Genomic DNA, 14,564 nt, shown 5'->3' on the forward strand with positions numbered 1-14,564 from the left:
ATGGACCTAGTAGTAAAAGAATTCGAAGCACTTTCAATACAAGAACTATATAGCACGTTACGACTACGGTCCGAAGTTTTTGTGGTTGAACAGGACTGTGTATACCAAGATATAGATCAAAAAGATCAAAAAGCACTTCACGTTCTTGGAATGAAAAACAACGAAGTAGTCGCCTACACCCGAATATTCAAACCTGGTGATTATTTTAAAGAAGCCAGTATAGGTCGTGTGGTAGTCAAGGAATCAGAACGAAAATATGGCTATGGTTATGAAATTATGAATGCTTCCATACAAGCTGTTCTGGATAATTTCAAAGAAACCACCATTAAGATATCAGCACAGAAGTATCTTAAGAAATTCTATAATTCTTTAGGATTTATAGAAATTGGGCAAGAATATCTAGAAGATGGTATTCCCCATATAGGTATGTTAAAAAAGTAATTGGAAACTATCTAAATACGAATGGGTGATTTGTTGGTAAGGTTAATATCTTCAAGCATATTATTGGTGAATTTGTAATGCCCTTTAGTAGTGATAATTCGAAAACGATTCGATTTTAGTCGACTCAAAGTATCCAAAAACAACCATTTAGATTTCAATAGCAACGGCTTTTCAGATTTTAGGCTGATTTCAAAAATATATTTGATTCCGTTTTTCAGCGCTACGATGTCCGGGGTAATTTTAACACCGCTTTCTTTTCGAATGTAAGATTTTGGGGTTTCGTACCCTTCCATATCAGCTTTGATATTTTCAAAACCAGTTGCTTCCAAATGGTGAATGGACTTCTCTAAAAATTCTAAATTCTCTGTTTTATCTATTTTGATCATATTTCCAAAGTAGTGGAAAATTCTTATAAAAACAAATTTTAAGTATTGATTAACAATGAATTAAGTTAAAATAAATTTTATTAAATAAGGTAATTGGATCTAATTTTCAACAATAGGAACCCTTCCTAGTTGATCATTATGGTTTTTGTAAGGCGTATGTCTTCAGAGGAACTGCCTATCATGATGTCGAATTCTCCCGATTCTATCGAATATTCCATATTTTTATTCCATAAACCGAGTTCTTCAATCGGTATGGAAAATTCAACCTTCTTGGTCTCAGATGGTTTCAGCTCAATTTTCCTAAATTCTTTCAAAACTTTTATAGGAGTGGTAACCGAACTGACTTTATCGTTGATATATACCTGGATCACTTCTTTGCCTTTTCTTATACCAATGTTCTTTATAACCATTGATATGTTTACGGACTCTTTCCTATCAAGCTTTGTATTTTCAACTTTTAAATCGGAATATTCGAACTGGGTATAACTTAATCCATGACCAAAGGGAAATAGGGCATCCGGTGAGGAAAATACATAATCCCTTCCTGGTTTTTCTTTTGTTCCCCTTTTGTAATAAAAACCCTTACCTGAGGGTTTCGTATTATAAAAAGTTGGCACGTGCCCTACACTTTTTGGTACCGAAACCGGTAATTTTCCTGACGGATTCACTTCCCCAAAAAGGATATTCGCAACGGCATTTCCTCCTTCTTCCCCAGGATACCATGCCTCGACAATAGCAGGTATATGTTCTTTTTCCCATTCAATTGAATAGGCACGCCCATGAACCATGACCAATATTATAGGTTTACCTGTATCATATATGGCCTTAATCAATTCTGGTTGAATGCCTGGAGGTGTTAAGGAGGTTCTATCAAAACCTTCTCCCGAAGTTGCATAATCACCGGGAATATCCTTTCCCCATCCAATACCCGATAAGGTCATACTTGTTCCCCCAATCACCAAAACAACAACATCACTTTGCTCTGCTGCTGCCACGGCTGCAGGGATATTACTATTATCGAGACCTGTAATGGTACACCCTTGGGCGTAATTTACTTTAATAGTATTGTTTACATAATTCTTTATTCCCTCTAAAATGTTTACCCCAGATGCATTGTCCTTAGTGGCACTATAATCTCCATATTGAACCTGATCCGCGTTGGGACCTATAACAGCGATTGAATTAAGGTTGGAAGATTTTAAAGGCAATAGGTCATTTTGGTTTTTTAGAAGTATTATAGATTCCTCGGCTACTTCAAGTGCAAGGTTTTTTGCTTCTTGTGTATGAACCATTTCCGAAACCTTTTTAGGGGCGTTATAAGGTTTTTCAAAAAGACCTGCTTTGAATTTTGCGGTAAGAATGTTGGTAACTGCTTGATCGATTAAAGAGATATCTATTTTACCATCTTTTATAAGTTCTTCCAATTCTGAAAATGCATAGGGTTTTGGTGCTTCAAGATCAATACCTGCCTTTATTGCTCCAATAGCGGTCTCTTTCTTGTCATGGGTTACTTTATGAAAATGTTCTAACATCCAAATAGCCTCATAATCAGAAAATACATAGCCTTTAAAACCCAATTCATTACGAAGAATATCTTTCATAAGATATTCATTGCTATGTAGTGGAATGCCATTAAGTTCATTGTAGGCAGGCATAACCGAATAAATGTTTGCTTCCTGTATTACCTTTTTGAAAGGATATAAGTGTAAATCCCTCAAATCCCTTGGTCCAACATTATTAGGTCCCAAATTAATACCTGCAATCGGTGTGCTATAGGCTACAAAGTGTTTAGCCGTACACATAAGTTTATTATCCGGTATATGTTCTTTTGTTACCTCTGGATTTCCTTGCATACCGATTACAAAAGCTTTTCCCATTTCGGCTACATGAAAGGGGTCTTCCCCATAACATTCTTCAACCCTACCATATCTTGGGTCCCTCGCCAAATCAAAAAGAGGCGATAAGGCTTGATCAACACCAGAAAGGCTCGCTTCGTAAGCAATATGGGCACTCATTCTTTGTACAAGTTCGGTATTCCAAGTACTTCCTTGCGCAATGGCCTGTGGAAAGATGGTAGCGCCAAAGGCCAACTGCCCATGCAGGCATTCTGCAATTTGAATGGCAGGTATACCCAGTCTTGTATTATTACGAAGATAGTCATCCGCAGCTTCAGAAAGCTTTGCGATTTGGTCTACTCCTATAAACGGACTCTCCAGACAACCAATGCTTTGTCCTTGAAATAAACTATCCAAAGAACTCGGACTTACTTTTTCATTTTTATCGAATCCTAAGGAAGATAAGCTTACCATCTGCATCTGTGAGATTTTTTCCTCCAATGTCATACGGCCCAACAGATCATTGACTCGGAGTTCAACCTCAAGATTACTATCCATATAGGGTAGTTTATCCTTCTTCTTTTGAGAATAGCATACCGTTATGAGGCTTAAACATGCTATGGTAGTAGTAATATATTTGAATAACCGCATAGAAGTCATTTAAAAAAATGAATAATGAAAATGGTGTTTTGTACGTTGTGCACAAACACAAAGTCGATGTTTAAAAGTAATGATTTGGGACGGATTTTAGCCTAGATTACATAACTGATTAGAAGGGTCATGAAAATATAAAAACATTTAAATCAAACGTTTGGCAATTCCGTTTTCTATCAAAAAATCGAGTTTCAATATCAGATTCAAGGGTTTTTCGGCTTTGTTCTTTGTTGATGAATACAGATATCCTTCCTGATGGGAATGCAGCTCTTTCAATACAAACTTCCCGTGCTTTCCATTGGTTTCTTTTTGATAGTTTTCCAGGGTTTCTTGGGTGAGGTTTTTTGTTTTTAAAAAGGTAAGAAGGTTGGCTCGGTTAACCATTGTGATTTTACAGGACGTATAGCGCTGGGGTTCATCGGAATAGATGGCGGTAACCAGTGCATAGAAATCGGTTTTTTTACTAGGGTCAAACAGCCAGCCTTGTCTTAGACTTCCATTTTTTTGATAACTCAGCTCAAAAGCGAATGTGGGTAAATCGTCATTTATGTAATCCAATTGTGCTTTTTCATCAATATAAAACGCTTTTTGATTACTTTTTTTCGTAAAGATCAAGTCCACACCCTTAAGCTGTAGATTCAGGTCCGAAATGCGTTCAAAATCATAAAACCTCAAGTGTTTATGGTAAAGGCGATCTAAAAGCGTAGAAAGCTGCGTTTCCTTTTGTAGATCACTTTTAAAATTACTCGCATCCACAATTTAGTTGTTGATTTTACCGAAGAGTGTTTTTCCTATTTGTGCAACCACCCCAACGACCAAAGCATTGCCCATAAAAAAAGCACGTTTCGTATCCGAGATGCCATCCAATCGTGTATGATTGTCCGGGAACATGTTCAACCGTTCCAGTTCCACAGGGGTTAACCTTCGCAACCCTTTGTTGGTTTGTACCACATGTTTAAAGCGTGATGGACTACGACCACCTTCCCCGGTGATAATGGTACGGGAGGCATTGTCCAAAGCATCGGGGAAGACCATGGCCCCTTCGCTATAGTTGTATTCAAAACCGCTTTTTGCCGTTCTAATTTCCCTCTTGGCCCCTTTTAAATATTCCCACTTGGGGTATTCTTCCGATGGTACAAAAAACTCCTTTGTAACTTCTCCATTTTGAAGTACATCACCTAATACCGTTCGTACTCCGTCATAATTTGGAGTCGTCTTTGCCGTAAACACTTTTCCATTAATAAAGGCACCACTATTGGCAAAAGGGGATAACTTTTCCCCTTTATTGAAGTGCTCTGAAATCTCCACCAAATCGTTGGTTAAGGTGAAATCGTGAAATTGTTCCAATGTACTGTTTATCGGGAAAGCACTTGCCATGGTACCATCTGTGGTAATCCAGTCTTTTTTATCCGCTTTGTTCAGCCTTTTATATAACGGGGTAGATTTATGGTATCCTATAAAAAATATGCGTCTACGTCTTTGGGGCATTCCGTAATCCGCTGCATTGATTACCCTCCATTCTACCGCATATCCTAAATCATCCAAGCTTTTGAGCATTATGGCAAAATCACGCCCACGTTGCGTCGATGGGGATTTTAACAGACGGTCTACATTTTCTAGGAATAAATATTTGGGAGGTGCCTTTTTTTCTGAAAGAATACGATGTATAGACCACCATAAAACGCCCTTTTTACCAATTAATCCTTTGGAGTTCTGCAAAGTCGTCGCCACGGAATAATCCTGGCACGGAAATCCACCGACTAAAATATCGGCATTGGGTATGTCATCTGTTTTAACTTCAGAAATATCTTCATTGCTATGGTTTTTGGTACCAAACCGGGCCTCATAAACCATTGATGCATGTTGGGTTTTTGTTGAAGGTTCCCATTGATTGGACCAAACCACCTCATAACCACCCGTGCTTTCAAGCCCTAATCGAAAACCACCGACTCCCGCGAAGAGTTCTATGACCTTTAATTTTTCCATTGGAGGCTAAATTAGCGAAAAACGGTTAAAAGAATAGCACATTGAAATGGGAAGGATAAAAATCATTATCTACTTTTGAATAAAAATAGATGTATATGACTTTCAAGTGCGTTTTCAGGTATGTATTCATAATCTTTTTCTTGTTGGAAGGATGTAATGTAAAGGAGGATGCCGGCATTCCCTTTCAGCAACAGATCACCGATGTAAAAAATGAATACGCACCGGATAAACGGGTAGCCCTTTTTAATATAGAGGCTATTAGGAGTAGTGATTCTTACATCTTAAAAGGGGAAAGCAACCTACCCAATGCGGTCGATGCCTTAAAATTGAAGTTAACTGCTAACAAAATCGATTTTATTGATAGTGTCCAGTTGTTGCCTTCGAAGGGACTTAAAGGGGAAACCCAAGCCGTTATTAACATTTCCGTGGCCAATCTACGTAGCCAACCTAAACATTCTGCCGAATTGGCAACACAAGCTACTTTGGGCACACCGGTCAAGGTTTATAAAAAAGAAGGGGATTGGTTTTTAATACAAACCCCCGACCAATATCTTTCGTGGGTCGATGCCGGAGGTATTCAATTAATGGATTCCTTATCGATAGTGGAGTGGAAATCATCAGAAAAGATCATTTATACAAAAACGTATGGACATACCTATTCCAAAAGCGATAAAGAATCACAGGTCGTCTCAGATATTGTGGCAGGTGCGGTTTTGGAAACAATAGGTAAGGCATCCGATTTTTTTGAAGTTAGGTACCCTGATGGGAGAACGGCTTTTGTAGCTACCGATGAGGCACAGCATTATGATCAATGGTTAGGGCACCTGAATACGACAACGGAATCCTTGGTGGCGACTTCTAAAAAATTAATGGGAGTTCCTTATTTATGGGGAGGTACATCGACCAAAGGGGTGGATTGCAGTGGATTCACAAAAACCATCTATTTTTTGAACGGAATGGTCATTCCCCGTGATGCTTCACAGCAGGTACATACCGGTAAGCCCATCGATTCTACCAAAAACTTTGAGAACTTGATCAAAGGGGATTTGTTGTTTTTTGGTCGTAAGGCAACAGATTCCACAGCTGAAAAAGTGGTGCATGTGGGTATGTGGATCGGTAATAATGAATTTATCCATTCTTCGAATATGGTGCGTATAAGTAGTATGGATCCGAATGCCCCTAATTTTGATCCGTGGAATCGAGATCGATATTTACGTTCCAAACGTATTTTGAAAGAAGAGGAAGACGGGTTGATAAATCTAGTGAATACCCCGATTTTCAAAGATTAATCAAAATATCTTCTGAGCAACCTCATAACTGAAGGGTAATAAGATCTTCCGAATAAATTCAAATGTACCAAGAGGTAATACAATTGGTATAAATCGGTTCGTTCCCCAACACCTTTGGTGATAGGGAAATGTTCTGCATAAGCGTTATAAAATGAAGTTCCAAAACCACCAAAAAGGCGTGTCATGGCCAAATCTACCTCAGCGTGTCCGTAGTACACTGCTGGATCGATCAAATAAGGGATACCTTCGTTACTTATGAGATAATTTCCACTCCAGAGATCACCATGGAGCAGGGCTGGTATAATTTCCGGAAAGAATCCCTTACAACCTTCTAAAAGTGATTTTTCTGTAGGAACTTCATTGAAGTGCAACAACTTTTTATCCAAGCCCATTTGAAGTTGGGGAACCAAACGCTCATGTACATAAAAATATGTCCATTCAGTATGATAGGTATTTGATTGTGGTAGGCTTCCGATAAAATTGTTCTGTTTCCAACCAAAGGAATCACCAACAGGGAAAGAATGCATTTGGGCCAATTGATGACCAAAGGTCTCCATATCCTTTTGGGTCGGTTTTTTGGTTTCTATGAATTCCATCAATAAAAAACAATTTCCTTCAAATTCCCCACATCCTAAAATTTGCGGTACGCTAATGGTTTTACTATGGCCAATGATCTCTATACCATCTTTTTCCGCAATGAACATTTCCATTGCAAAAGCGCTGTTGTTTACTTTACAGAAGAAACGTTGTGTTGGTGTATATATACAATATGCCTTCGAAATATCGCCTCCACTTACAACTTCGACCTTTTGGATGGTACTTTCCAAAATTTGTCCCAAATGGGATTTAAGACCTGAGGATAGCATAGTTTACTTACCTTTCTAATTACCTAATTTAAGGTAGTTGAATTTATTCAGTAGTTAGGAACTCCCGAATGTCTTTCGATAATTTTATTAAATCCGGTTCATGAACATACATCATATGGCCTGCTTCATAATAGGTCATGGTAACCCTTTCTTTTACGATACCGTTTCTGGCAAAAGTGTATTCGGCATCAAAAAACGGGGTGATCAAATCATAATATCCACTGGCCACCAAGACCTTCATATCGGTATTGCGCCTCATAGTTTCACCCAAGGATCTGGAAACATTTACAGGTGCGGGCTCCCAGTAACTGCCTTCAGGTACGGTTCTCCAGCGCCATTTGCTACCGATTTTGCTATTTGAGGTCAGATAAGGCCTGTCCATTTCTATATGTAATGAAGAAGCATAATAATGGTTCAAGGCAGCGGTATACGCCGAGCTTATTTGATAACTGGAGGCATCTCCCAAATGTGGGTTTTCTGAAAGCTTATCGGCCTCATCACCCATGAAACGCCCATCTAACCGCCCTATTGAAAGTCCCTTATCTGCCAATAATTGTTTTTGAAAACGATGCATTAGAATACGAAGGTCAGACCTAAGGATATAGTCTTTGTCCAATCCAATGAAATAGGACATTTTTTCAGCTATGGAGTTTTTTTCACTATCGGTCAATAAAGATCCCCGGTATAATGCCGGAGTATAAACATCATAAGTGAATTTACGGCACTCTTCTATAAAATCCGCTAGGTTTTTACCTTGTCCGGCCTTTTTATGGTACCAGGCCGTAGCTGCCATACTGGGCAAATAGGTTACATAAGAGGTAATATTGTTATGTATTGATGTTGAACCGTCATAATCCAGTGCTTGGGAAATAAGTATAAGTCCGTTCAAGGCCATATTTTGCCCGTTCCCTTCCAATGCTTTTCCTACAGCTGCGGCACGCGTAGTTCCGTAACTTTCACCTGCAATATATTTAGGTGAAAACCACCGCTTGTTCTCGGTAATCCATAATCGTATGAATTGGGCAACCGAAGAAGCATCTTCCTTTAAACCCCAAAAGTCTTTTTCTTTACCCTTGCCAACAACCCGGCTATAACCCGTACCTACAGGGTCTATAAATACCATATCGGTGAGGTCAAGAAGACCATTTTCATTGGTTTTTAGGTCATAAGGAGCGGCACCATCATCTTTTTTGGCATCGGAGTCGACCTTTACGATCTTTGGGCCGAACAAACCCATATGTAACCAAACAGAAGCAGAACCCGGACCCCCATTGAAAATAAACGTTACAGGTCTTTGGGCACTATTTACCATACCATCTTGGGTATATGCGACCGACCATATGGAAGCTATAGAGTCTCCTTTTTCATTTTTTAGATAGGTTTCCTTGGCTGTAGCCTTATACGTTAAGGTCTTGCCACCAAAAACCCCTTTATGGGTAGTAACGAAACTTTGGGGTTTTGGAATGGGTTCTACCTTAGGGTCTTCTTTATCTTTTTGTGCCATTAAAGAAATATGCGATGCAATAAAAAGGGCAAGTAGTAGTTTTTTCATTTTCTGGGTCGGAATATGTGTTCGTTGTACCGTAAAATGTCTATCTGGTATATTGATTTTCCTTTAGAAGGCATTCGGTGAATTAAAAGTACTTAATCATGACCATTATTCCTCGGTCTTACTTCCAATTCTGTGGAAATAAAGCTCATAAAACCTAAAAATACAATGTCAAGTCTCGATTAGTTCCAAAAAGGATAGGGAGTGACTATTATAAATTGAAAACAAGAATATTTAACCAAAAGGGTTTTCGTGTAATATTTATTGCAATATGCCTTTGTATTTGTTATCGTTGGCCAATAACTCTTTTGCTGCCAAGATAGCCTCGTCATGGTTCAAATAATACGTAAATAACCCTTCACGGTAGAAGTATCTTTTTATGATTTCATCCTCTAATTTTTTCTTGATCTCTTTATGATATTTGTCCAAAGCGATTAACTTACTTTTTTCAATCTCATTTAATAAAGATCTATAGTTTTCCTTTACTGAATCACCCAGAATATCATCGTTCTCACTTGACATCGCTTCTTTAATGGCTTTTTCAGACTTTGTTTCATAAGCAAAATTACTTTGGGCGACAAAAGATTTGAACGTATCGAAGTCTGTGTCAGATAAGGAGAAATCATTTACACTTTCAATACTATTTGTGTAATAGTAATCGGTTGCATAATCAAAAACAATATTGTTTTCATCCAATGCCTTCAATAACGAATTGGTATTCAGTTCATCAATAAGAATATCGGGTAAAACCCCACCACCGTCTTGGACCTTACGTCCATTCCTTGTTTTAAATTCATTGAATTGTGTTTGTCTTACCGCATTGCCATTTTCATCCCTATTCCAATAATCCAAGGATTGTATGCACCTTCCTGAAGAAGTGTAGTATCGGCTAATGGTTACTTTCAATTGCGTTCCATAAGTAAGTTTCATAGGCCTTTGAACCAGACCTTTTCCAAAACTACGGGCACCCATGATCACGGCACGATCTAAATCTTGAAGACTTCCGGAAACGATCTCACTGGCCGAAGCACTGTTGCCGTTAACCAAAACCACCAAGGGAATTTCAGTGTCAACGGGTTTATGTTTGGTCCTGTATTCCGAATTGAATTTTTTAACTTTTGATTTGGTGGTAACGATCAACTCCCCTTTTGGAACAAAAAGATTGGTTACGTTAATGGCCTCTGATAGTAATCCCCCAGGGTTTCCACGAAGGTCCAAAATAATCTTTTCCGCACCTCTTCCTTTAAGATCCAACAAGGCATCCTTGGTTTGCGCAGAAGCTTTGGCATTGAATTTGGCCAAGACGATAAAGCCAGTCTTCGCATCTACCATATCATAATAGGGTACGGCATCTACCTCTATGGATTCACGTTTAATGGTTGTGGTGTTCGTCTTACCTTGCCTTTTGTACGTTATCTCCACTTCGGAATTGTTCGCACCTTTAAGAAGTTCGCTGGCATTATCATCAAAATCAGCGACATTGATATTTCCGATTTTGACTATTTCATCCCCTGCTTTTAATCCCGCTTTGTCGGCAGGGTAATCTTTATAAGGCTCTATGACCAACAATCGGTCATTATATGAACGAACCACTGCCCCGATACCGGAATATTCCCCTGCGTTGTTTATTTTAAACGCCTCTACGTCCTGCTCGTTCAAGAATTTGGTATAGGGATCTAATTCATTGAGCATGTTTTTTATGGCAGTATCCATCAATTCCGCAGGATTGGTCTCATCAACATAATTCATGTTGAGTTCCTTAAAAAGTGTGGTAAAAATCTCTATTTGTTTCGCTATTTCGAAAAAATCACTTTTAAAACTACTACCAACAAGTAAAAAAGTTATCGCCAATACCGGGATAAGTACCTTTTTCTTAATCAACTTTTGCATTATCGATTTTATTTAGAAATTTCTGAAGAATTGCAAGCATGCCTTTTTCAACCTGTTTATACGTGGGCATGTCTTTGCCAAGATATAAAATTAGAAACGTAAAGTTTCCCTCACTATTGTTAAAAACCAGATGTTTGTTAAGTCTGTAAGTCTCTCGTAGTAATCGTTTTATCCGATTTCGTTTCACGGCACTTTTAAAATTCTTTTTTGGAACGGCCACCCCGGTTTTAAACCGTACTTCCATAGGTTCGTCCATTTTTAAATATATAAGTTTATAAGGAAAACTCGAGAGGTGCTTTCCTTCCTTGAAAAGTTGTTCGATCAACTTCTTGCTCTTCAACTTTTCTTTTCTGGGAAAAGTAAAGTTGTGTTTTTCTATGTTGTTCGTTTTTATGGAATCCTGACTTAATGGGGTAAAACCCTATTTTAAATATGCATAAAGACATTCTTTATACCATGATGCAAAAGTAAAGAAAATTCGTTGCATGGGTTTTTATGACAATTGTCATTTGTACGCAGCATAAAAAGGTTCTATCTTGTATGGAATAATGCCTATTTTGCAATAACTTGCAGACTTTAATACAATTGATAATGGGAGAATTGAATGTTGAGAAATTAATTGGCAATCCTAACAAGGGAATGTACCTTAAACAGCTGATCGCTGATATAAAAGCATTGGAATTGATGCTCGAGAACGACATGTTCGAGAAAGATGTTTCAAGAGTAGGGGTAGAGCAAGAGTTTTGTTTGGTAAATGAAGAATGGGAACCTGCGAAAAATGCCGATCAGATATTGGAGAAATTGAATAAAAAGTATTTTACTTCTGAATTGGCGCTTTATAATCTTGAGATTAATTTGGAGCCTGTGGAATTCAAAGGTGAATGCTTTTCAGAGTTGCATGGTAAGTTGAAAGAACTTTTGGATCAAGCCCAGAAAGCTGCCGAGGAATTCGATACCAAATTGGTTCTTACGGGTATTTTGCCCACTATTAGGTCAAAGCATTTAAAATTGTCGTACATGACACCTGTAAAGAGGTATCAGGTACTGAACGAAGCAATTACCGAGGTTCGTAAAAACGATATAGAACTGCATATAAAAGGAGTGGATGAGTTGAACCTTAAACACGACTCAATCCTTTATGAAGGCTGTAACACGAGTTTTCAAGCGCATTTGCAAATAGATCCGAATAATTTTGCTGAAACTTATAATTGGGCCCAGGCCATTGCCGGTCCGGTTTTATCCATATGCACCAATTCCCCCTTGTTAGTGGGTCGAGAGCTTTGGGAAGAATCACGTATTGCACTTTTTGCACAAAGTGTAGATACAAGGGCAAGCACCTTTATTCTTAACGAGAGGGAATCTAGGGTAGGTTTTGGGAATGATTGGGCCGAAGGATCGGTCGTTGATTTCTTTAAGGATTCCGTAATCCGATTCAGGAGCTTGCTGACCACTGATTTCGATACCGATAGTTTAACGGAACTTGAAGAAGGCAATGTTCCTAAATTGAAAGCATTGAAATTGCATAATGGTACGGTTTATAAATGGAATAGGCTGTGTTATGGCACCACCAACGGTAAACCCCATATGCGATTGGAAAACAGGTATTTGCCATCCGGGCCTTCAACGGCAGATGAGATCGCGAATATGATGTTCTGGGTGGGGTTAATGAAAGGAAGACCAAAAGAGTTCGATAATATCCATACCAAAATGGATTTCAAGGATATAAAGAGCAACTTCTTCAATGCAGCTAGATACGGAATGGCGGCCCAGTTTTATTGGGACAATAAATTGATCTCAAGTCACGATCTTATCCTAGACCATTTATTACCCATGGCTTATAGGGGATTATATAGTATGAATGTAGCCCCCAAGGATGCCGAAAACTATTTAAGGATGATCAAACATCGTGTACGATCAACCAATGGTTCACGATGGATGGTTGAAGGATTCAGAAAATTAAAAAAAGAATATAAGACCTCCGACGCCCTGAAAATATTGACTGCCACCATTTACGAAAGACAGCAAAAGGGCTATGCGATCGATGCATGGCAATTACCAAGAGGCGATGAGTTCAGGGTTCCCAAAGAGAACAGGAAAATCGGGGAACGTATGAATATCAAAATGATCACCGCCCAGGAAAATGACAGTTTAGAGTTGGTGTTGAGCATGATGCGTTGGAAGGATATTCACCATGTACCCATTCTTAATGATCATATGGATTTGGTAGGTCTTCTTACATGGACAGATGTTGTAAAGTATTTGGATCGTCCCGAAGACCATGGCGAAACCATTAAGAACATCATGCAACGCGATTTGATAGTTGTTGATCCCGCTACACCATTGGAAGAGGCACAGGCCCTTATGCAGAGCAATAAGATAAATTGCTTACCCATAGTACGTAACAATAGGTTGATCGGTATTGTCACCTCCAAAGATCTTTGACAGATGACTGAAACCCCGAGCCCCAAGATCGATGTAAAGACCAAACGTTTTATTGGTCAAATCCAAGGGGAGACTCCGGGGCCTGTTTTGATATTTTTCGGGGGAATACATGGTAACGAACAAGCTGGGGTTACTGCCCTCGAAAATGTCCTAAAGGAATTGGGTAAAGGCGATTTCAGTTATCATGGTAGTCTTTATGCCATTAAAGGTAATTTACCTGCATTATCAAAAGGTAAGCGGTATCTGGATAAGGATTTGAACCGAATTTGGACGAAAACAGAAATCGAAAGGATTCAGAACAGTGACTATGAACATCTTTTGAACGAAGAGAAGGAGTTGCTGGAAATATTTATACTGGTTCAAGGTATTTTGGAAACTGAAAAAGGACCTTTTTATTTTATCGATTACCATACTACCTCTAGTAAAACACTGCCTTTTATCACCATTAACGATGCTTTGATCAATAGGAGGTTCTCAAAACTATTCCCTGTACCCATAATTCTTGGTATCGAGGAGTATTTAGAAGGACCTTTGTTGAGTTACATTAATGAAAGGGGTTATGTTTCCTTAGGTTTTGAATCGGGTCAACATACCGAGGATGCTTCGATCAAGAACAGTATCGCATTTACTTGGTTGGCCATGGTGTATAGCGGATTTTTAAACAAATCCAACATCAATAACTTTAAAGGGTACTATGGGCAACTTCAAAATTCCGCTGGGAACGACTCCAATTTTTATGAAATAGTTCACCGCCATGCCCTTGATGATAATAGCGAATTTAAAATGATGGCTGGGTTCCATAGTTTTGAGGAAGTGGTTGAGGGAACCCCCATAGCCATAGAAAATGAAGAGTTCATAGAAGCGGAGAAAGATACCATAATCTTTATGCCTTTGTATCAGGAACAAGGTGGTGAAGGCTTTTTTCTGATACGTAAACTCCCATTTTGGGTACTCGCCTTATCCGCTTTTTTAAGAAGGATTAGATTTGGCACCCTTTTACATTATTTGCCCGGTCTTTCTTGGGCCAATAAAGAAAAAGAATCCCTTATGGTCAATACAAGGGTCGCTACTTTCTTCACAAGGCCATTTTTTCACCTTTTAGGCTATAGGAACCGCATTATAGACAAGACCCATTTTATAATGAACAATCGGGAGCTTACAGCTAAAAACGGGATGTATAGAAATACCTGGTGGTATAGGATCACTACCCGAAAATCGATTTAAGC

At 38.7% G+C, this 14,564-nt stretch carries 12 protein-coding genes; 4 read left to right on the top strand and 8 right to left on the bottom strand.

Features of this window, described 5'->3' with window-relative positions:
• Complete coding sequence (locus GJ691_RS09215) at nt 1-441, top strand: GNAT family N-acetyltransferase (RefSeq protein ID WP_154366114.1); 441 nt, start codon at nt 1-3, stop codon at nt 439-441.
• A gap of 11 nt (nt 442-452) precedes the next feature.
• On the opposite strand, the gene GJ691_RS09220 is transcribed toward GJ691_RS09215, so the two are convergent.
• The 4 genes from GJ691_RS09220 to dcm form a co-directional block, all read right to left on the bottom strand.
• Nucleotides 453-827, bottom strand: a complete 375-nt coding sequence (locus GJ691_RS09220) for a hypothetical protein (protein WP_154366116.1) — start codon at nt 825-827, stop codon at nt 453-455.
• A 125-nt stretch (nt 828-952) separates the two neighbouring features.
• Nucleotides 953-3,220: a glycoside hydrolase family 3 N-terminal domain-containing protein gene (locus GJ691_RS09225; RefSeq protein ID WP_179955072.1), complete on the bottom strand. Its 2,268-nt coding sequence runs from the start codon at nt 3,218-3,220 to the stop codon at nt 953-955.
• A gap of 240 nt (nt 3,221-3,460) precedes the next feature.
• Nucleotides 3,461-4,072: a hypothetical protein gene (locus tag GJ691_RS09230; RefSeq protein ID WP_218944428.1), complete on the bottom strand. Its 612-nt coding sequence runs from the start codon at nt 4,070-4,072 to the stop codon at nt 3,461-3,463.
• A gap of 3 nt (nt 4,073-4,075) precedes the next feature.
• Nucleotides 4,076-5,302 carry a DNA (cytosine-5-)-methyltransferase gene (gene dcm / locus GJ691_RS09235; RefSeq protein ID WP_154366120.1) on the bottom strand — a complete coding sequence of 409 codons (1,227 nt, stop codon included), beginning with the start codon at nt 5,300-5,302 and terminating at the stop codon, nt 4,076-4,078.
• Nucleotides 5,303-5,397: 95 nt separating this feature from the next.
• On the opposite strand from dcm, the gene GJ691_RS09240 reads away from it, so the two are divergent.
• On the top strand, nt 5,398-6,591 hold the full coding sequence (locus GJ691_RS09240) for a C40 family peptidase (RefSeq protein ID WP_154366122.1): 1,194 nt from the start codon (nt 5,398-5,400) through the stop codon (nt 6,589-6,591).
• On the opposite strand, the gene GJ691_RS09245 is transcribed toward GJ691_RS09240, so the two are convergent.
• From GJ691_RS09245 to rnpA, 4 genes are all read right to left on the bottom strand, one after another.
• The gene (locus tag GJ691_RS09245; protein ID WP_154366124.1) at nt 6,588-7,457 is read right to left on the bottom strand and encodes a fructosamine kinase family protein; all 870 of its coding nucleotides are present in this window, start codon (nt 7,455-7,457) and stop codon (nt 6,588-6,590) included. The two genes, GJ691_RS09240 and GJ691_RS09245, sit on opposite strands and share 4 nt — an antisense overlap.
• Before the next feature lie 43 nt (nt 7,458-7,500).
• A complete protein-coding gene (locus GJ691_RS09250; RefSeq protein WP_154366126.1) occupies nt 7,501-9,009 on the bottom strand; it encodes a S10 family peptidase in 1,509 nt (502 codons plus the stop codon).
• Between the two features lie 258 nt (nt 9,010-9,267).
• A complete protein-coding gene (locus tag GJ691_RS09255) occupies nt 9,268-10,896 on the bottom strand; it encodes a S41 family peptidase (RefSeq protein WP_154366128.1) in 1,629 nt (542 codons plus the stop codon).
• A complete protein-coding gene (gene rnpA, locus GJ691_RS09260; RefSeq protein ID WP_343033472.1) occupies nt 10,880-11,290 on the bottom strand; it encodes a ribonuclease P protein component in 411 nt (136 codons plus the stop codon). Before rnpA ends, GJ691_RS09255 begins: the two co-directional genes overlap by 17 nt.
• Nucleotides 11,291-11,487: 197 nt before the next feature.
• Between rnpA and GJ691_RS09265 the strand changes: the two genes are divergently transcribed.
• Nucleotides 11,488-13,338, top strand: a complete 1,851-nt coding sequence (locus tag GJ691_RS09265) for a glutamate-cysteine ligase family protein (RefSeq protein WP_154366131.1) — start codon at nt 11,488-11,490, stop codon at nt 13,336-13,338.
• Between the two features lie 3 nt (nt 13,339-13,341).
• Nucleotides 13,342-14,562 (top strand): M14 family metallopeptidase, encoded by a 1,221-nt coding sequence (locus GJ691_RS09270; protein WP_154366133.1) that lies wholly within the window; start codon nt 13,342-13,344, stop codon nt 14,560-14,562.
• Nucleotides 14,563-14,564 lie beyond the last annotated feature (2 nt).

Source organism: Maribacter luteus (assembly GCF_009674825.1).
In the GTDB taxonomy this organism is placed as follows: domain Bacteria; phylum Bacteroidota; class Bacteroidia; order Flavobacteriales; family Flavobacteriaceae; genus Maribacter_A; species Maribacter_A luteus.

What these genes read in the sequence shown, in the direction of transcription:
- GJ691_RS09215 (WP_154366114.1), top strand. Translation starts at nt 1, where the DNA reads ATGGACCTAGTAGTAAAAGAATTCGAAGCACTTTCAATACAAGAACTA.
- GJ691_RS09220 (WP_154366116.1), bottom strand. Translation starts at nt 827, where the DNA reads ATGATCAAAATAGATAAAACAGAGAATTTAGAATTTTTAGAGAAGTCC.
- GJ691_RS09225 (WP_179955072.1), bottom strand. Translation starts at nt 3,220, where the DNA reads ATGGATAGTAATCTTGAGGTTGAACTCCGAGTCAATGATCTGTTGGGC.
- dcm (WP_154366120.1), bottom strand. Translation starts at nt 5,302, where the DNA reads ATGGAAAAATTAAAGGTCATAGAACTCTTCGCGGGAGTCGGTGGTTTT.
- GJ691_RS09240 (WP_154366122.1), top strand. Translation starts at nt 5,398, where the DNA reads ATGACTTTCAAGTGCGTTTTCAGGTATGTATTCATAATCTTTTTCTTG.
- GJ691_RS09245 (WP_154366124.1), bottom strand. Translation starts at nt 7,457, where the DNA reads ATGCTATCCTCAGGTCTTAAATCCCATTTGGGACAAATTTTGGAAAGT.
- GJ691_RS09250 (WP_154366126.1), bottom strand. Translation starts at nt 9,009, where the DNA reads ATGAAAAAACTACTACTTGCCCTTTTTATTGCATCGCATATTTCTTTA.
- GJ691_RS09255 (WP_154366128.1), bottom strand. Translation starts at nt 10,896, where the DNA reads ATGCAAAAGTTGATTAAGAAAAAGGTACTTATCCCGGTATTGGCGATA.
- GJ691_RS09265 (WP_154366131.1), top strand. Translation starts at nt 11,488, where the DNA reads ATGGGAGAATTGAATGTTGAGAAATTAATTGGCAATCCTAACAAGGGA.
- GJ691_RS09270 (WP_154366133.1), top strand. Translation starts at nt 13,342, where the DNA reads ATGACTGAAACCCCGAGCCCCAAGATCGATGTAAAGACCAAACGTTTT.